Genomic DNA, 18,638 nt, shown 5'->3' with positions numbered 1-18,638 from the left:
CTCGGCGTCTCTTCTCTACGCGTCAGCCGTGCAGCAGGACCGGGAAGGCTTCCATGTCGTTCTGTGTCATCACCGGCAGCTTGCGGATCTCCTCGTCCGCGACGGCCGGCCGCAGCCCGGGGAAGCGCCCGAACAGTGCGGGCAGGGCGATGCCGGCCTCCACCCGCGAGAGCGCCGCTCCGGGGCAGATGTGGGGACCGTGGCCGAAGGTCATGTGGCGGATCGGGGCCGGCCGGGTGATGTCGAAGGCGTCGGCGTCCGGCCCGTGCTGCTCGATGTCACGGCCGATGGCGCGATAGGAGATCACCACGCCCTCGCCCTTCGCGATCACGTCGTCGCCGACCTGAATGTCCTCGGTGGCGAACCGCATCAGCAGATGTGTGGTGGGGGTGTCCCAGCGCAGCGTCTCCTCGATGACCGTCTCCCACGGGATCTCGCCGTCGAGAACCTTACGCAACTGCTCGGGGTGGCCGAGCAGGGCGCGTACGGCATTCAGGATCAGCCCGATGGTGGTCTCGTGCCCGGCGGCCACCATCGCCTTGAGATTGCCCACCACCTCTTCCTCGGTGAGCGGCTCCCCGCCTTCTTCGGCGAGGATGAGCGCGCTGGTGAGGTCGTCGGTCGGCCGGGCGGTCTTCTCGCGTACGAGGGCGGCGTAGAAGACGTCCAACTCGGCCAGCAGCGCCAGGCGTTCCTCCTGCGGTGTGAGCATGGAGAAGAATGCCTTGTACCGCTTCATCAGCATGGGGTGCTCGGCCTCGTCCACCCCCATCAGCATGCCGACGACCCGCATCGGCAACGGCTGCGCGAACACGGACTTGAGGTCGACCACACCGCCCTCGTTCTTCTCGCCCTGCTCGGCGAGTGCATCGAGCAGTTCCTCGGTGAACTTCTCGATCTCCGGGCGTATCTCCTCCAGCCGGCGCGGTGTGAGCGCCTGGGAGGTCTTGGTGCGCAGCCGTCGGTGCTCCGACCCGTCCACGGTGAACATGGAACGCCCGGCATCGATCATGCCGATCAGCGGCCAGGCATGCGTGACCTCCCCGCGCTGCCAGAGCTCCCAGGCGTCGAGATCCTTCACCAGGCGCGGGTCGACGAGCAGTTGACGGGCCACGGCATGCCGGGTGACGGTCCAGGCCGGAACGCCGAGCAGTTCGATCCTGGCGAGCGGACCGGCGTCACGCAGCCGCGCGGTCTCGCCGTCGAGATCCTGCACCAGCGGGTCGATGACGACGGCCCCGCCACCTGAAGTGGCCTCGTGGGCAGCAGCATGCGGGCAGTTCAAGAGAAGTCTCCTGTCGGACGTACGGGGGTGAACCGGACGGGCAGTGCGGTCATCCCGCGCAGGAAGGCGGACTGTCGCCGGACAAGCGCCTGCGCGGGAACGGACAGCTCCAGGTCGGGCAGCCGGTCGAGCAGCACCTCGATGCCGGTACGGGCGATGATCTCCGCGATCTCCTGGGCAGGGAAGGGGCAGCGGTATTCGCCGTGGCTGAACGCCAGATGCGCGCTGTTGCCGCCCTGGCCGGAGGTCCCCGCCGAGGTCGAGAGATGCTGCCGGATGTAGGGATCGGCGTTGGCGGCACCCAGACCGAGCAGCACCATGTCTCCGGCGCGGATGCTCCTGCCACCCAGCCGGGTGTCACGGGCCGCCCAGCGACCGGCGAGGATCTGTGTCGGACCCTCCTCCCAGAGCACCTCGTTCATGGCCTCGGCGACACTGTGCCGCCCGCCGGAGAGTGCGACGGCGAACTGATCGTCGGTGAGCATCAGCCGCAGCGAGTTGCCGATCCAGTCGGCGGTGGTGAGGTGCCCGGCGGCCGTGATGGCCATCAGGTCGAGCACGTACTCCTCGTCGGTGAACTCACCGGAGTACGCCAGCATTCGGGAGGTCACATCGTTCCCCGGCACGGCCCGGCGGGCCGCCAACAGCTGCTGCATGTGCTCCCCGAACCGCTGATGAGCCTCCTGCGCACCCGGTCCCCCGTCGGCGAGATCCCTGAGCACTTCGGCGATCCGCGCCCCGTCCTCATCGGGGAAGCCGATCAGACGGGCGAGGACGAGCACGGGCAGCGGTACGGCGAAGTCGGCGATCAGATCGGCCGTACCGCGTTCGCAGAACCTATCGGCGAGACGGTCGGCCAACTGCTCACAGTGCCCGCGGAGTTCGAACGGCTCGACCTCTTCCAGGGCCTCCCCCACCATCGCGGCGTGACGCCGGTGCTCGGCCCCCGCCGTGAAGTAGATGGACGGCATCGGCCGGCCGACCATCGGCAACAGCGGCCAGTCCTCCGGGATGTGCTCCCACTGGTTCCACAGCCCGACATCCCTGGGGAACAACTCGCCGTCGGTAGTGACCTGGTGGAGTTCGCGGTATCCGATGACCAGCCAGGCCGGGAACCCGCCCGGCAGCTCGACGGGCACGACAGGCCCGTATTCGCTTCGCATGGCGCGGTAGACGACGTGGGGTTCGGTATGGAATTCGGGGCCGCCGAGCGGGACGGCGGACGCACCGGCGCGCACCGGGCAGCCTCCGCCGGACGCCGAAGCGGACGAGCGCTCGGGCACGGCGGATGCGGGCGTCGTCATCGTACGGACTCTCCTGTGCGGAAGGCTTCGCGCGTTGCGGTCTGACGATCAACGCGGCTTCACTATAGGGAAATTCGGTGAGCCCTTCGGCACCAATCACGACCATTCTCACCACTTATACGATCACTTGAGCCCGTTTTCGGTACATTGTTGACCATAAAGGCAGAAATGCGCCGCGCCGCAGCCACGGCAGCCCACCACGAGCCGGAAGTCGGCCGATTCGGCCCCCATCCAGCGCACGGGCCCCGCAGGGATGAAGCACCGGCATGAAGCACCGGCATGAAGCACCGACGCGAAGGACTGACACGAAGCACCGACCCGGAACGTTGACATGCACCGGCCGTACGGTGAATTCTGATGCGCGAATCTCCAATGTTCCAAGCATGTCTGCGCAGACATCACCTACTTCAATGTTCGGTACGAACGGAGAACACTCCTTGCGGATCCTTCAGAACCGTTCCAGCCAGGCGGCGGTCGGCTCGCTGTCGGTGATCGTCCTCGCGCTCACCGCCCTGACCGTCCCGGCCACGCAGGCACAGGCCGCGGCAACGCCGTCGGGCACCCTCGACAGCACCACGAAGAATGTGACATGGCAGAGCCCGGTCTACGCCAAGGGCACCGTCGACTCGCCCGCCAAGTGCGGTGCGGCCGCCGACGACCCGGACAACGCCGTCTGCGCCCGCTTCGACCTGACCGTGAACCCGCCCGCGGGCCAGTGGGACGACAATCCCGAGGGCGGCGTCCCCGTCTCCATCCAATGGGAGACGCCCAGCGACGACTTCGACATGTACATCTATGACTCGGCCAATAAGCAGGTGGCGTCCAGCGCGGGAACAGCCGACCCCGAGGCCACCGTCATCCCGAAGGCCTCCGGTACGTACCACGTGGTCGTGGTCCCCTACGACGTGCACAACAATTCCTTCAGCGGAAAAGCGTACCTCCCCGAGGCCACCGACGCCGGAGACCTCACCGGTTTCAGCGGCTCAAACGGTACGTACGAGATCGAGGCCGGCGCGCTCAAGGCCCGCGCCGAGTTCTTCACCGATGACACACTGCGGCTGCAGGCATCCCCGGACGGCGTCCTCGCCGACCCGAAGGACAGCCACATGATCCGGCAGCAGCCCACGGCCCAACGGCACACCAAGTCCTTCGACGCGGGCACCTATTACGGCATCCGCTCCAAAGACGTGGTGATGCGCGTCTACAAGAAGCCGCTGCGCTTCGGCCTCTACAAGGCCGACAACCGCACGGCCATCTGGCAGGAGGCCGACCCGCTGCGCTGGACCGGCGGCGGCATGCGGCAGAGCCTGAAGCGCGGCGCCGATGAACAGTTCTTCGGCGGTGGTGAGCAGAACGGCAGCTTCTCGCACCGCGATCAGGTCATGAACGTCGGCAACAACACCAACTGGAACGAGGGCGGTTACAACAACTCCCAGCCGTTCTACATCTCCACCGCCGGCTACGGCGTCTTCCGCAACACGATGACCCCCGGCATCTACGACTTCAACTCACCGGTACGGACCGGCCAGCAGGAACGGCGCCTGGACGCCTACTATTTCACCGGTGACACCAAGTCGGTCATCGGCAAGTACACCTCTCTGGTCGGGAAGCCGTTCATGCCGCCGGTGTACGGGCTCGAACCCGGCTCCGCCGACTGCTACCTCCACAACGCAAACCGGGGCGAGCGCCACACCCTGGACGCGCTGAAGGTCTCCGACAGCTACGTACAGAATGGGATGCCGCTGGGCTGGATGCTCGTCAACGACGGCTACGGCTGCGGTTACGAGAACCTTCCCCAGTCGGGCGTGGGCCTCAACAAGAACCATGCCCAGCTCGGCCTCTGGACGCAGAACGGTCTGCCCGACCAGACCGAGGAGGCCAAGGCCGGCGTCCGCGTCCGCAAGCTCGATGTCGCCTGGGTCGGCGGCGGCTACGGCTTCGCGCTGGACGCCTGCGACCAGGCCAAGGCCGGCATCGAGGACAACAGCGACGCCCGCGGCTTCGTCTGGCTGCCCGTCTCCTGGGCCGGCGCACAGCGCTGCGGTGTGCTGTGGAGCGGTGACCAGAGCCTGTCCTGGGACTACATCCGCTGGCAGATCCCGACGTACGCCGGTGCGACCATGTCCGGCATCGCGTACAACACGGGTGACGTCGGCAGCATCTACCGGCACGACCCCGAGATGTACACCCGTGACCTGCAGTGGAAGGCATTCCTTCCGGCCATCATGACCATGGACGGCTGGGCGAGCGACATCACCACCAAGAAGCCGCACGACCAGCAGCCGTGGCTGGACGGCGAGCCGTACACCTCCATCAACCGCAAGTACCTGCAGCTGAAGGAGCGGCTGCTGCCATACATGTACACCTTGTCGAAGGACGCCACGAAGACCGGCGTCGGTGCGGTCCGACCGCTCTCGCTGGAGTACCCCGACGACCCGGCGGCACTGGGACCGAACGCGAAGTACGAGTTCCTGGCCGGACCGGACTTCCTGGTCGCACCGGTGTACAGCGACACGGACGTCCGCGACGGCATCTACCTGCCGAAGGGCACCTGGACCGACTACTGGACGGGCAAGACCTACCAGGGCCCGACCACGGTCAACGGTTACAAGGCACCGCTCGACACCCTGCCGCTGTTCGTCAAGGGCGGATCGATCGTGCCGATGTGGCCCAAGGGCACCCTCTCCTGGGAATCACGGGACAAGAGCCAACTCGACTACGACATCTACCCGCAGGGCACCACGGACTACACGCTCTACGAGGACGACGGCGTGACGAGGAAGTTCACACAGGGCGCCTCGGCCACCCAGCACGTACGGGTCCAGGCACCCACCCACGGCAAGGCGGGGCGCACCACCATCAAGATCGGTGCGAGCGTGGGCAGTTACGAGGGGAAGCCGTCCGCCCGCTCGTACCATGTCACCGTGCACGGCAAGAATGTCCCGTCGCAGGTCGTCATGGACCACAGCCGCCTGCACCGGCTGAACTCGGCGACGGAGTTCGCCGCAGCCGAGTCCGGCTGGTTCACCGACCCCGCTACCGGGGTCACGGAGATCAAGACGCCATCCGTGTCCACGGGTCGCGGCTTCACGGTGGAGCTGCAGAAGTAACGGGCACCACCACCTGGCAGGAACCAGCTCAGGGGCCGTCTCCGGACGGCCCCTGACACATGCCCCGCCCTACAATTTGCGGGCAACGCCCCCATAGATCGGTACCGGCTGCGTCTGCACCGGAAGCTCGCCGAGGTTGAGCTCCGGATGCCAGTCGGCGACCTGGACGACGTCCGGCTCCACCACTTCCAGCCCGTCGAAGAACCGGCTGAAGCGGCGGAGCGACCGCGGGACGAGCGTCACGCCGCCCGCCGCGTACGAGGCCACCCCCTTCTCCACGTTCTCGGGGTCGAAGTCGCTGGTGAGCTGTGACAGGACGAGACAGCTCCCGGCAGGAAGCCGCGCCACGAGCCGTTCCACCAGCTCGTACGCTCCCTCGTTCTCGCCCTCGCCCCCACCGTCGCCGTCGCCGACGAAGTGCAGCAATGCGATGAGAGACAACGCGACGGGCCGGCCGAAGTCGATGACGTCCGCGGCAAGCTCCAGGATCTTCTCCGGCTCCCGCACATCGGCATCGACGTACGCCGTCGCCCCCTCAGGCGTACCACGCAGCAGCGCCTCCGCGTGGGCCAGAACAATGGGGTCGTTGTCCACATACACGACCCGCGCATCGGGAACCACACCCTGAACGATCTGATGCAGATTGGGCTCGGTCGGAATACCGGAACCGATGTCGAGGAACTGCCGTATCCCCGCCTCACCCGCCAGCCAGCGCATCACACGGTGCATGAACCACCGATTGTGGCGCGCAATGCGCTTCGTGTCCGGCGACAGCGCGGCGATCTGGTTGCCGAGCTCCTCGTCGACGGGGTAGTTGTCCTTCCCGCCCAGAAACCAGTCGTACACCCGGGCGGAGTGCGGCCTGGTGGTGTCGATCCGGTCCGAAACCGGCGTGGCAAGCCGACTGGTGGACGGCTGCTGCTGCTCACTCAAGAAGACCTCCAAGCCCCACAAACGATCAAACGATGGCCACAACCTACCTGTACGTCCATGTTGTTGCCGCTGGTTCCGGACGCTGGGGGCGCTGTTCAAGGCCCTGGCGCGGCAGCACGACCCCGTGCTCTGTCTCTGTCCTCGGGTGTCGGACCCAGGGTTCTCTCGGGGTTGTCCCGCACTGAAGTCGGGGGTTTATCCGGTCGCTCGGACGATGCCGGCTCCGTAGGTTCTGCGGTGGAATCGAAACACCACTCCACACATCAGCCTACGGAGGCCCCCCAGTGACCGCCCCATCGCGCCGACAGACGCGCACCCTTCACCCGCTCGTCGCGGCCTTCGTGCGGTTCGTCGTGTGTGGTGGCGGTGTCGGGCTGGCGTCGAGCGGGGCGCTCGTACTGCTCAGCGACCGGATACCGATGGCTGTTGCCAACGCTCTGGTCACCATCGTTTCCACCGTGATCGCGACCGAGTTGCACGGGCGGGTCTCCTTCCGGAGCGAGCGGAAGGGGTGGGGGGTCCATCTTCAGTCCGGGGTGACGGTCGCCGTGAGCTATGCGTTCACGACGGGAGCGTTGCTCTGTCTGTACGCCGTCCGGCCCGAGCCCTCGGCCCTGGTCGAGCAGACGGTCTATCTGTCGGCGTCCGCTCTGGCGGGGGTCGGGCGGTTCGCGCTGCTGCGGGTTGTCGTGTTCGGCGACCGGAAGCAGACCCCTTCGCGCGATGACTCGCTGGGCAAGGCTGCGGTTGCGATGGCTGCGTGAGGGACGTCCTGGGGCGTCGTGTGCGCGTCGCTCCGTCATCCCGCTTCAGCCTGCTCCGCCCCCGTGGTCGGCGCGGCGATCGCACTGGTTGACTATCCTGGCCGGTCGCGTGGGCGGCGTGGGTCCCACGGGTGGGCCGGGGCGGATGAGGGGCGTGCGGATGGAGTACGGGCGGGCCGAGTGGGTGCGGGTGCCGGTGGGGGATGATGCGGCGCGGTGGGCGACCCGGGGGAAGTGCCTGCGGGTCCTCGTCGTCGTGCACAATGTGACCGCCGCGACCCGGCTGCTCGATGTGCTGCCCTTGTTCGACGACGATTGGCGCGTCCAGCTGCTGGTGACCTGTACGGGCTCCTCGGCGTTCGCGGCCGGCACGGCCGAGTTGCTGGCCGACACCGGGGTGCCGGTCCTGCCGTGGGAGCAGGCGGCCGAGAGCCAGGTGGATCTGGTCGTCTCCGCCAGTTTCGGCGGTCAACTGGACCTCTTTTCCGGGAAGTTGGCCATCCTCTCGCACGGTGTTGGATATACTAAGAGGCTGGCAACACCGGACACCGGACACCGGACACCGGACACCGGACACCGGGTCGGGGGCGGCGGCGGTGCCTGCGCCTGTTTTCGGGCTTGCGCCGGAGTGGCTTCTGTCGCGCGGTGCTCCCGTCGCGGACGCGCTCGTCCTCTCCCATCCCGAGCAGTACGAACGGCTGCGTATCGCCTGTCCCGAGGCGGCGCCGACCGCCGTACTCGCCGGCGACCCCTGCTTCGACCGGATACTCGCCGCCCGGCCCTATCGCGAGCGCTTCCGCCGTGCGTTGGGTGTGCGGCCTGGGCAGCAGTTGGTCCTGCTGAATTCGACGTGGAACTCCGAGTCGCTCTTCGGTGACGGCGGAAGCGGCGGTGATGTCGTTGCTGCCCTGCTGGATCGGGTCTCTGCCGAGTTCCCCGTGGACGAGTACCGGTTCGCCGCCGTACTGCACCCCAATATCTGGCACGGCCACGGACCCGGTCAGATCCGTGCCTGGCTCGATCGCGCGCGGCGCGGCGGGCTGGCGCTGATCGATCCGCTGAAGGGGTGGCGGCAGGCTCTGCTGGCTGCCGATGCAGTGATCGGGGACCACGGTTCCGTCACCTACTACGCGGCCGCCCTTGGCATTCCTGTGCTCCTGGGGGCCGCGCCGCTCGACGCCCTCGATCCCGATGCGCCGATATCCGCGTTCATGCGGGAGGCGCCGCAGCTCGATCCCGACGCGTCGCTGGCGGTGCAGGTCGAGAGACTCATCGGCCGTCACCGGCCGTTGTCGGGGCCTGCCGAGTTCACCACGTCCGTGCCGGGTGAATCCGCGGTCCGGTTGCGTCGGCTCTTCTACTCGATGATGGGTGCGCCGGAGCCCGGTTGGCCGGCTTCGCTGAAGCCTCTCCCGCTGCCCGATTACGAGGCCGGAACGGCCACCGTCCCCTTTCACGTACTGTCGCAGGTCCTCGGGCCGGGAGAGGTCGCGGTCAGTCGCCGGGCGGCGGCTCCGCGGCCGATGGTGGGACCGGATCACGAGGGGGAACTGCATATCGCCGTGCACGAGGACACCCGTGACGTGGACCGGTTGGATCTGGCCGATGTCATCTTCCGGGACGGGGCACCCGACGATCCGCGCTTCGGGTCCCCGTCGGTCTGGACCTCCGAGGTGCTCCGGCGCTATCAGGGCTGTTCCCTTGCCGCCTATGTGACCGGGCCGTCCGCGTGTGTGGTCCGGGTACGGGGCGAAGAGCCGCTCCGGGTAGTCGCGGCGCCCAGTGCCGATGCGGGAGGCGTGTCGGGTGTGGACCCCGCCGCGTACGCCTCTGCCCTGTACGCCTGGCTTGCTACGGGCAGCCCCGCCGCGGCCGCAGCCGACAAGCGGCTCGCGCAAGCGAAGGCCGACGGGCTCTGCGTGCGGACAGGCACTCGGCTTCACCGGGTGCAGGTTGTTCCGCTGACACTCCCGGAATGAGGGGAGTGTCAGCGGCGGGAAGAGTTACGGGGTGACGCAGCGTTCGCGCATGCGTCGCAGATGTGACAGGTGATATTCCGCACGCTGGCCGTCGAGTGTCGTGATCGCCTCGTCGATCAGCGGCAGCGCCGCTTCGGTGTCCTCCTCGTCCAACCAGGTCTCGGCCAGATCGGTGAGCGTCCGGGCCGTGTTGTACGTATCGCCGCTCGCCCGGAAGTGGCGCAATGCGCTCTCCAGCCTCTCGCGGGCCTCCTCGCCTTGTCCGAGCCCGCGCAGGGCCCGTCCGCGATGGCGTTCCAACAGGGCCTGGGCGCGCGGCTGGTCAGCGGTTCCCTCGTCGTGTGCGCCGATCGTGCTCAGGATGCCGCCCGCTTCGTCAAAGCACTCGTACGCCTCCTGGTAGCGCCACTGACGAAGCCTCAGCAATCCCAGGAACTCCACGGCCGAGGCGTGGCCTCGCTTGTGGGCGGCCGACTCCTCGTCCCGGGCAGCTGCCAGGGTCTCCGTCTCCGCTTCCTCCCAACGCCCCAACTCGGTGAGTGAGTGCGCCAGTTGAGCGTGGAGCGCTCCGGCGTCGAGGCTTCCCGGGAGATGAGTGTCGGCGAGACGCGCTCCGATGCGCAGCGCCGGCAGCAGCATCTCGTGGTGGCCCGCCTTGAGCTGCAGCGGCCACACGGAACGGCTCAGGCGTACGGCGGTGTCCGGGTCGCCGGACTCCTCGGCGCAGCGAACAGCCTCGACCAGGTTGCCCAACTCCGCGAGCAGCGCGTCGAGGGCGGCGCCCCGGTCTTCGTACCTCTGCCCGATCCGGTCATCGGCGGGTGCCGGGACGCGCCAGCTCTCCGGGAGTGCCTGGTGGGCCGCCGATGCCGCCAGATCCGCATAGGCGAGCAGCGTGCGGGTGAGAGCTGCGGAGCAGGCCGCGATTCCGTCCTCGCGGATCGCTGTCGCCTCGGCGTGTGCGCGGACTCCGGGACGGTAGTGGTAGCGGCCGTTGTCGGTTCCGCTCCGGCTGTGCTCCAGGAGCATCCTGTCTGCGAGATCCGCCAGGAGCTCCGCCGTGACCGCGGGGTCCTGGCCGGTGGCCCTTCCGGCCGTCGCGGCGTCGAAGGCGGGCCAGCCGCGCAGCGCCATCAGCCGGTACAGCTTGGCGGATTCCGGCGTCAGGAGCTGGTAGGTGTCCTCTGCCGCCCCTTGTACCGGGTCGCTGTCCGCCGCGGCACGACGCGGAGGAAGCGTGGGGGCGGAGAGGCGGTCCGCTGCGGCGCGCAGGGCGTACGGCGATCCGCCGCATCGTGCGAGCAGCGAAGGCAGCGCGGCGCGGGCCGCGGCGACGGTGGATTTGTCGGTGATGTCGGTGAGCAGACGCACGGCGTCCCTGTCCGTGAGCGGACCGACGGGAACCCGTACGGCGTCGAGGCCGGGGAACGGGGTCCGGGCGACGACGATCGTGAACACCCCGGGCGCCGACGTGAGGAACGGCCTGACCTGCGCCGCGGAGTGCGCGTGGTCGAGCACGACCAGGAGTTTGCGGTCCGCTGCGCAATGGCGGAAGAACTCACCGAGCCGGTCGGTAGCGGTCGGCATCTCTTCGTCCCGCACGCCCAGTTGGCGAAGCAGTGTGCGCAGTACGGTACCGACGTCGCGTGCGCCCCCGGCGCCCCCGCCGCCGAGGTCGGCATAGATCTGGCCGTCCGGAAAGAGCCGGGTCGGCTTGGATCCGAAGTGTACGGCGAGCGTGCTGGAACCCATGCCGTCCGGGCCGTGCACCAGGGCGAGCCGGGGCCTTCCGTCCGCGCGGCGGGATGCCTCGCGCTGGAGCTGCTTCATCGCTTCCTTGCGGTCCGTGAAGAACCTTATGGAGGCGGGGAGATGTGACCGCACGGCCCGGGCCGAATTCGGTCCGCCGCGCACTCTTGACGCGAACGCGCTCCAGGAAGCTGCGAGTTGCGGGTTCGTACGGATCTGCTCGTAGACCATGCGGGCCACGTCGTCCCGTTCCTCCGGGGCGACGGGCGCAGGGACCTCCCGGCCGACGATTCTCCGTACGACGCCGCCGGTCGACTCCCAGGCCCACTTGCCGGCCTCGTTGGCCATCCCCGAACCAACTGCGCCGAGTACCGCCGAAATAGCCGCCACCGAAGTGGGATCCAGCATGTCGCGCACTCCTCGTTCCCGGTGTTCCGCGCGATGCGCCCTCCCCGGCACCGCCGCTGCCACCCTGCGGATCAACGTTAGCGTCAGACGGGTCGATATCCCTTGGACATGGCGATGATGATCGTCCTGGCTTGACGCGGGAAATCCGCCCGCCCCTCAGGGCGCCTTGAACAGCTCCGGGAAGCGGGGAGCGAGCCAGGGTTTGCGGCCCCAGGCAAGGACACGGCCGCGGGCCATGGCTCCCCATGGGTTGCAGCGGCCGAGCGCCATCAGGAGGAAGGTGACCGGCTCGATGAGGATGGTGCAGTCCGGTCGGGTGGGCGGCTGCGGGGTGACGGATACGACGCCGTCGGTGAAGGTGACGCCGAAGCGGGCGCCGCCCCACAGGCGGATCGTGTAGCGGGCGGTCAGCCGGGCGATGGCAGCGGCGTCGGTCACCCGGGGCATCGCCGTCATCATGAACGGCAGCGACAACTCGACGCGGGTGCGGTCGATCATGTGCGGGCGGCCCACCGCACGGGCGAGGTCGTAACCGTGGCCGAGCATGTGCGTCAGCAGGTACGACCCCAGCACCGCCTTGCTCATAGGGCCCAACGGAGTGACCACATTCTCGTCCGTCGTGCACCGGTCCATCGCCGTGAGGTACGCGTCCGCGTGCGTCACGATCATCCCGGCCAGCGGATCGGCGTCCCGTTCCCCGAAGCCGGCGAGCGCGCGCTCATTCGCCTCGGCCAGACTCTGCGGCGTTCCGTCGCCGTAGCTGCGTTCCTGCCCGGCCGCGATGTCGGCCATCAGCTCGTTCGCCTGCGCCAGATGCGCTGCCGCCTGCCCGAGTGTCCACTCCGAGCCGGGCACCGGAACGCCCGTGTCGGCAACCCCGCGCAGCACCGCGGCGATCTCCTCGGCGCTGGCGCGTATCGCCTCGCCGAGCCCTTCGGGCAGCGTGCCTCGTACGTCATGTCCGGTCACAGATTCCACGTTTCTCCCCGCCTCGACCGCGTCTGTGCGCCGGATGCGCGTAGCCCGGCCGCGGACCTCGTCACGGATCACCCACGGTGCCCGCGGTACACAAGACCAGGTGGCGGGGCCTGCGACAAGAGCCGGAGCACCGGAACCGGAACCATCGGTCTCCCCCGCACCGGCCGGCCACGCGCCTCTTGGCAGGGTGAGGAGACAGCCCATCACCGAGACGTGGCCCGCTTGAACCGCGTACCGGATCCATGGCGGCGCTGCGTCCTTGCTGACGTACTCGGCCCAACCCGGCCGACACCCCGGCCGTGTCGAAGAACCCGGCAGTCCGCCGCCATGAGGGGTCCGGGGTGAGCTCATCTACGATCGTCCGTGTGTGCGCAAACGTCATAGTCGCCGAAGACGACGAGAAGCAGGCCGAACTCGTACGCCGCTACCTCGAACACGAGGGCCATGCGGTCACGGTCGTCGGGGACGGCCTGGCTGCCCTCGCCGAGGTCCGGCACCGGGAGCCCGATCTGCTGGTGCTCGATGTGATGATGCCGCGGGCCGACGGTCTGGACGTGGTACGTGTGCTGCGCGCCGAGCACCGGGAGTTTCCGGTGCTGATGCTGACGGCTCGCAGCACCGAGGACGATCTGCTGCTGGGTCTGGATCTCGGTGCGGACGACTATGTGACGAAGCCGTACAGCCCACGTGAGTTGATGGCGCGGGTACGGACGCTGCTGCGTCGCACCCGGCGGGTTGCGGCAGGCACCGATCCGGCCGCGGATCACGTACTGGCGGTGGGTGCGCTCATGGTCGACCCGGTCCGGCACGAGGTGTCGGTCGAGGGCCGGTTCGTGGAGTGCACGCCCGGTGAGTTCCGGATTCTCGCCGCCATGGCGGCCGAGCCCGAGCGGGTCTTCACCCGGCAGCGGCTCCTGGAGGAACTGCATGGCTTCGACCGGTACATCAGCTTTCGCACCGTCGACGTGCACATCATGAACCTGCGCAAGAAGATCGAGCCCGCACCGCGTCGGCCGGCCCGGCTGCTCACCGTTTTCGGTGTCGGTTACAAGCTGACGGACCCGGCGAGGAATGCTTCGCGTGCGTCGTCGTAGCCGGGTGCGTGGCGTGCCCCTTCGTCGTGAACAGCGGGCGCGGCTGCCGCTCCGCAAGAGTCTGTTCGGTCGTCTGCTGGCGGTATCGGCGCTGGTGGCGGCGTGTTCGGTGGCCGCCACCGCCTGGCTTGCCGTCCAGACCACCTCCGGCGCCATCAAGCAGGAGCAGGGTCAGAATCTCACCGCCGACGCCCGCATTTACAACACTCTGCTCGGATATGCGGCGGCCCACCCCACCTGGGACGGCGTCGACCGCACCGTGCGTGAGCTGGCACAGCAGTCCGGCCGGCGGATCGCCCTCACCACCGAGCAGCACCGGCCCCTCGCCGATTCCGCCACCCGGACATCCCCGCCCGCTCTGCCGCCCCAGGCATCGGCGATCGTCGATCCGCTGTCCGTGGACACGGCCCTGTCCCAGACGGTCGGCCGCGCCGGTACCACGGCGGACCGTGTCGACCCGCGCGCGGTCGGTCCGTTCCTGCTTCCCAGGGCCGAACGTACGGCGCTGCTGCGTGCCGCCGACCGGAGTGTGGCGTGCCTGAATCGATCCGGGGTCGCGGCGGATGTGGTCCAGAGCCCGAGTGGGCGCCCGCGTATCGAGGTCGTGGGCAACGATCCCGACCGGGCGCAGGGCACCAGGTGCGCGTCCGACAACTTGAACGAACCGACAGCGACCGAGCGAAAGGCCCTGGGAACGCTCAATCAGCTCGCCAATGCCTGCCTGAAACGTCAGGACCGCACGGGCGTACAGCTCAATCTGGACCTGTCCTGGGGCGACGGTTCCGCACCGGAGCCGAGCACCCGTGCCGACGGCCCGACGGCCGCCCCCGAACCGAGCGTCCGCACCGGCGACGACGACCGGGCCACCGCCTCCTGCGTGGGCACGGCCCGCCGCGAGCAGCTCAGTTCCTATGTAGCCTCGCCCGCACTGCTGTTCATCGGCGACGAGGGCGGCACGACCGTTCCCGGCTTCGATCTCTCCCCCGCGAACACCGCCAAGATCGCGGGTACCGCGGCGCTCGTTCTGGCGCTCACGGTCGGAGCGACGGTGCTGGCCGGGGCCCGGCTCGTAAGGCCCCTGCATGCCCTCACCGGTGCGGCACAGCGGATGCGGGACGGGGAGGACTCCGCGCCCGTGCTGGTCACCGACGACAACGAGATCGGGCGGCTCGCGGCGGCCTTCAACGACATGTCCGCCCACCGCGCCCGCCTCGAAGGACAGCGCAAGGACATGGTCAGCGACGTCGCCCATGAACTGCGCACCCCGCTGAGCAATATCCGCGGCTGGCTGGAGGCGGCACAGGACGGTCTGGCGGATCCTGACCCGGCGTTCATCTCGTCGCTCCACACGGAGGCCGTGCAGCTGCAGCACATCATCGACGACCTCCAGGATCTGGCCGCGGCCGACGCGGGTGCGTTGCGGCTGCACCCCGAGCCGGTACGCATCGAGGACGTTTTGGGCCAGGTCGCCGCGGCCCACCAGGGGCGGGCGGAGACGGCGGGAGTCACCTTGGCCGTCTTCACGGCGACGGCCGGCGCTCCCTGTCCCGAGCTGACGGCCGACCCGGTCCGGCTGCATCAGGCCATCGGCAACCTGGTCTCCAACGCGGTGCGTCACACTCCGGCGGGCGGAAATGTCACCTTGCACACATACGGCTCCGAGTGCGCGGACCAGGTCGTGGTGGATGTCACCGATACGGGCATCGGCATCTCGGCCGATGATCTGCCCCATGTCTTCGACCGCTTCTGGCGCGCCGAGAAGTCCCGCAGCCGCCGCACCGGCGGCAGTGGGCTGGGTCTGGCGATCGTACGGAAACTCGTCGAGGCGCACGGCGGCTCGGTGAGTGCGGTGAGCGTCGAGGGACAGGGCTCGGTGTTCACGCTCCGGCTGCCGGCGGACCCTGCGCGAACGGGGCCGGGTGAGTCGGGCGAGGCGTGCGGGCTGGGAGAGGCCTCGACGGGCGGGCCGATCGGGCCGGGCGGAGCCTCGACGGGCGTGTCGGGAAGCTCGGCAGGCGGCTGCGGGCGCGGGAGCAGTGCGGGCGGACAGAAGCGTGCCGTGGGCGGCCGCGGAAGCGGTGCGAGCCCGGCCTGATGCGATGACCACAGCGTTCTGACAGCTTCTTCATAACTTCACGCCAGCCTGTCGGCATGCCTCGCGCCCGGTGCGATCCGGTTTCCGGGCACCACCGAGGCCGACCTGGAATGGAGCCATGCCCATGCACCACCGTCTGTCCCTGCGTACCGCCGTCCTTGCCGCTGTCGCGGCCGGGGCGGTGCTCGTCCCGTCCGCCGCGGCCTTCGCCGACAGCACGCCCGCGCCTTCGGCCCCGTCCGTCGAGCGGTCCGCCGCACCCGCCGGGAGCGGTGCCACCGCCACGCCCACGCGGGGCTCGGAGCCGTCGGTGACGCCCCGTGGCGGTGTTGCTGCGGGCGACAGTCCCGCCCCGGCCGTGGTCGAGCGTTCGGCCGCGGGCAAGCGTTCCGCCGCCGCTCCGCGCGGTGGCGTCGCCGCGGGCGAGCGACCGGCCGGGACCTCGGGCGACAGCACCACCGCCCTTGCCGGGTCGGCCGCAGCCGCTCTTCTGCTCGCGGGAGCGGGAACGGTCGTGCTGCGCCGCCGCTCCGCCGCACAGCAGGGCCGCTGAGCCGCCGACGCGACAGTCATTTCACAGCAACTGACATGCACGGCAATTGACATACAAGGCAATTGACCGCGCACGACAACTGACCGTGCAGAGCAGTTGACCTTTCCTCGTGGCGCCGCCCCGTCCCGGGCGGCGCCACTGCCCATCTCCGTCCCGTTCTGGAGCCCCCATGTCCCGTACACCCATGTCGCTTTGGCATGTCACACTTCCGGTGCTCGCCTGCCTCGCCCTCACCGGCTGCTCCTCGGACGCCGTGGACTCCTCGTCCGCCGCCCAGCACAGCAGCGGCAGTTCATCCAGCGTCCCGGGCTCCGTCAACTCCCCGAAGGACACGGGGCCCAAGGGGACGGAGAAGTCCGGGAAGCCGAAGTCCGCGGCGAGCCCCACCCATGTCAGCATCCCTTCGATCGGGGTGAACAGCTCACTGATGCGGCTCGGTCTGAACGAGGACGGCACCGTCCAGGTCCCACCCGCAGAGAAGGGCATGACGGTCGGCTGGTACACCGGTGGCGCCGCCCCCGGCGAGCGTGGCGCCGCGGTCCTCATCGGGCACAACGACACCCGCTTCGGGAAGGCCGTCTTCCACGATCTGAAGAAGATCGGCAAGGGTGCGGACATCGCGATCCGCAACGACCGGGGAGCGGAGATCCACTTCAGGGTCACCGGCACGGAGACCGTCAGCAAGAAGGCCTTCCCGACCAAGAAGGTCTACAGCGCCACCAACGAGCGCGTCCTGCGTCTCATCACCTGCGACGGCGCCTTCGACGCGCAGGGCCACCCCGTGGACAACCTCATCGTGTACGCCGCCCGGAGCTGACGTCGAGGGCGGGTGCCGGAACCAGGAGGGAGCGGGCCAGGACGGAGCGGACCCGGAAGATGTCTGACAGCGAACGTCGCTTCGAGGACCGCGCCCGCGACATACATCTGAACGTTCGACCTGCGCCGCGACACACATCGGGGCCTTCGGCTGACGGGGGACCTGTTCCCCCACACCGGCGCTGCGAATGGCCGGACTCCTGTTCACCGGCTCCGGGGCCATCCCACTCGGGTCAGAAGAAGACCCCGCACCGCAGCAGCACGTTCGCGTACGGCCGCGCCTCCCCCGTCCGCACCACCAGCCGGGCGCCCGCCGAAAGGTCCTTGAGCTCCTCGTGCGGTACGTGGACGAGTCCCGGGAAGTGCTCGTCCAGGAGGCGTGCGGCCTCCGGGTTGGCCTCCCGTACCTCCTGCGCCGCTGTCGCGCCCTCCACCACCAGTTCGTCCAGCAGTCCGTCGAGCACCTCGGCGAACGACGGGACGCCGGCCCGGAAGGCCAGGTCGACGACCCGGGGGCCGGCCGGGATGGGCATGCCCACGTCGCAGATCAGGACCCCGTCGCCGTGGCCCAGCTCGGCCAGTGCCCCGGCGAGATGGCGGTTGAGAATTCCTGCCTTCTTCACAGCGCGAAGACTTCCTCTGCGGTCGGGAAGGACGCCTGCGCGCCCTGCCTGGTGACGGCCGCCGCGCCCACCCCGACGGCGAACGCGGCAGCCTCGCTGAGCTCCTCGCCCAGGCCGAGCCGCCAGGCCAGGGCTGCGGTGAACGCGTCACCCGCCCCGGTCGTGTCCACGGCTTCGACCTTGGGGCTCGGTACGCGTACGACGTCGTCCCGGCGGCTGTCGGCGACGAGTGCGCCCGCCGCCCCCAGCGTGACCACGACCGACTGCGGGCCGAGCTCCATCAGTGCTCGCGCCCACTCCTGAGGCGTGGTGCCTGCGGCTTCGCCCAGGATGTAGCGCGCCTCGTGCTCATTGACCACCAAGGGGTCGCAGGCGGTCAGCACCTGGTCGGGCAGGGGTGCGGGCGGGGACGGGTTCAGGACCAGCCGGGTGCCGGGCGACATTGCACCGGCCACTTCGGAGACCGTCTCCAGCGGAATCTCCAGCTGTACGGAGACCACCCGGGCCGCCCCGAACAGGGATCCGGCCGCCCTGATGTCCTCCGGGGTCAGCCGGGCATTGGCCCCCGGGGACACCACGATGCTGTTGTCGCCCGAGGGGTCGACCGTGATCAGCGCGACTCCCGTCGGTGCCCCGCCCACGAGGACGCCGCTGGTATCGACGCCCGCCGCCCGCTGCGATTCCAGCAGCAGGCGGCCGTGGGCGTCGTCGCCGACCCGGGCCAGCAGGGCAGTGACGGCCCCGAGCCGGGCTGCGGCCACCGCCTGGTTTCCTCCCTTGCCGCCCGGGTGGACGGCAAGATCGGAACCGAGCACGGTCTCACCGGGTGCGGGGCGGCGTTCGACACCGATGACCAGGTCGGCGTTGGCCGAGCCCACGACCAGCAGGTCGTACCGGTAGTGGTCGTTCTCGTGCATTGTTCCTGCCTTACGTGGTCGGACACTGCT

General features: G+C 69.1%; 14 protein-coding genes. 7 read left to right on the top strand and 7 right to left on the bottom strand.

The features are described 5' to 3' along the window. Nucleotides 1-22 precede the first annotated feature (22 nt). Both ACGFU7_RS15275 and ACGFU7_RS15270 read right to left on the bottom strand, forming a co-directional pair. A complete protein-coding gene (locus tag ACGFU7_RS15275; protein ID WP_393695896.1) occupies nt 23-1,285 on the bottom strand; it encodes a cytochrome P450 in 1,263 nt (420 codons plus the stop codon). Next, nucleotides 1,282-2,589 carry a cytochrome P450 gene (locus ACGFU7_RS15270; RefSeq protein ID WP_393695894.1) on the bottom strand — a complete coding sequence of 436 codons (1,308 nt, stop codon included), beginning with the start codon at nt 2,587-2,589 and terminating at the stop codon, nt 1,282-1,284. The genes ACGFU7_RS15275 and ACGFU7_RS15270 overlap by 4 nt, the downstream gene beginning before the upstream one ends. Nucleotides 2,590-3,026: 437 nt before the next feature. Between ACGFU7_RS15270 and ACGFU7_RS15265 the strand changes: the two genes are divergently transcribed. Beyond that, nucleotides 3,027-5,699 (top strand): TIM-barrel domain-containing protein, encoded by a 2,673-nt coding sequence (locus tag ACGFU7_RS15265; protein ID WP_393695892.1) that lies wholly within the window; start codon nt 3,027-3,029, stop codon nt 5,697-5,699. A gap of 69 nt (nt 5,700-5,768) precedes the next feature. On the opposite strand, the gene ACGFU7_RS15260 is transcribed toward ACGFU7_RS15265, so the two are convergent. Further along, a complete protein-coding gene (locus tag ACGFU7_RS15260) occupies nt 5,769-6,632 on the bottom strand; it encodes an SAM-dependent methyltransferase (RefSeq protein ID WP_393695890.1) in 864 nt (287 codons plus the stop codon). Between the two features lie 284 nt (nt 6,633-6,916). Between ACGFU7_RS15260 and ACGFU7_RS15255 the strand changes: the two genes are divergently transcribed. Together ACGFU7_RS15255 and ACGFU7_RS15250 are read left to right on the top strand one after the other, a co-directional pair. Next, on the top strand, nt 6,917-7,396 hold the full coding sequence (locus tag ACGFU7_RS15255) for a hypothetical protein (RefSeq protein ID WP_393695888.1): 480 nt from the start codon (nt 6,917-6,919) through the stop codon (nt 7,394-7,396). A gap of 596 nt (nt 7,397-7,992) precedes the next feature. Next, complete coding sequence (locus ACGFU7_RS15250; RefSeq protein ID WP_393695886.1) at nt 7,993-9,375, top strand: hypothetical protein; 1,383 nt, start codon at nt 7,993-7,995, stop codon at nt 9,373-9,375. A gap of 24 nt (nt 9,376-9,399) precedes the next feature. Here the strand turns inward: ACGFU7_RS15250 and ACGFU7_RS15245 are convergent, their stop codons facing one another. Both ACGFU7_RS15245 and ACGFU7_RS15240 read right to left on the bottom strand, forming a co-directional pair. Beyond that, on the bottom strand, nt 9,400-11,532 hold the full coding sequence (locus ACGFU7_RS15245; protein ID WP_393695884.1) for a tetratricopeptide repeat protein: 2,133 nt from the start codon (nt 11,530-11,532) through the stop codon (nt 9,400-9,402). A 156-nt stretch (nt 11,533-11,688) separates the two neighbouring features. After that, nucleotides 11,689-12,510, bottom strand: coding sequence for a maleylpyruvate isomerase family mycothiol-dependent enzyme (locus ACGFU7_RS15240; RefSeq protein ID WP_393695882.1), 822 nt, complete (start codon nt 12,508-12,510; stop codon nt 11,689-11,691). Between the two features lie 365 nt (nt 12,511-12,875). On the opposite strand from ACGFU7_RS15240, the gene ACGFU7_RS15235 reads away from it, so the two are divergent. From ACGFU7_RS15235 to ACGFU7_RS15220, 4 genes are all read left to right on the top strand, one after another. Next, nucleotides 12,876-13,604 carry a response regulator transcription factor gene (locus ACGFU7_RS15235; RefSeq protein WP_393695880.1) on the top strand — a complete coding sequence of 243 codons (729 nt, stop codon included), beginning with the start codon at nt 12,876-12,878 and terminating at the stop codon, nt 13,602-13,604. After that, nucleotides 13,582-15,699, top strand: coding sequence for an ATP-binding protein (locus ACGFU7_RS15230; RefSeq protein WP_393695878.1), 2,118 nt, complete (start codon nt 13,582-13,584; stop codon nt 15,697-15,699). Before ACGFU7_RS15235 ends, ACGFU7_RS15230 begins: the two co-directional genes overlap by 23 nt. 118 nt (nt 15,700-15,817) lie before the next feature. Next, the gene (locus ACGFU7_RS15225; protein WP_393695876.1) at nt 15,818-16,252 is read left to right on the top strand and encodes a hypothetical protein; all 435 of its coding nucleotides are present in this window, start codon (nt 15,818-15,820) and stop codon (nt 16,250-16,252) included. Between the two features lie 169 nt (nt 16,253-16,421). Beyond that, nucleotides 16,422-17,069, top strand: coding sequence for a class F sortase (locus ACGFU7_RS15220; protein ID WP_393695874.1), 648 nt, complete (start codon nt 16,422-16,424; stop codon nt 17,067-17,069). A 232-nt stretch (nt 17,070-17,301) separates the two neighbouring features. On the opposite strand, the gene rbsD is transcribed toward ACGFU7_RS15220, so the two are convergent. Continuing rightward, the gene (gene rbsD, locus ACGFU7_RS15215; RefSeq protein WP_393695872.1) at nt 17,302-17,691 is read right to left on the bottom strand and encodes a D-ribose pyranase; all 390 of its coding nucleotides are present in this window, start codon (nt 17,689-17,691) and stop codon (nt 17,302-17,304) included. Continuing rightward, on the bottom strand, nt 17,688-18,608 hold the full coding sequence (locus ACGFU7_RS15210; RefSeq protein WP_393695870.1) for a ribokinase: 921 nt from the start codon (nt 18,606-18,608) through the stop codon (nt 17,688-17,690). Before ACGFU7_RS15210 ends, rbsD begins: the two co-directional genes overlap by 4 nt. Nucleotides 18,609-18,638: the final 30 nt, after the last annotated feature.

It is taken from the genome of Streptomyces sp. NPDC048473, assembly GCF_043200155.1.
Lineage (GTDB): Bacteria > Actinomycetota > Actinomycetes > Streptomycetales > Streptomycetaceae > Streptomyces.
This window is presented reverse-complemented; position numbering and strand designations above follow the sequence as displayed.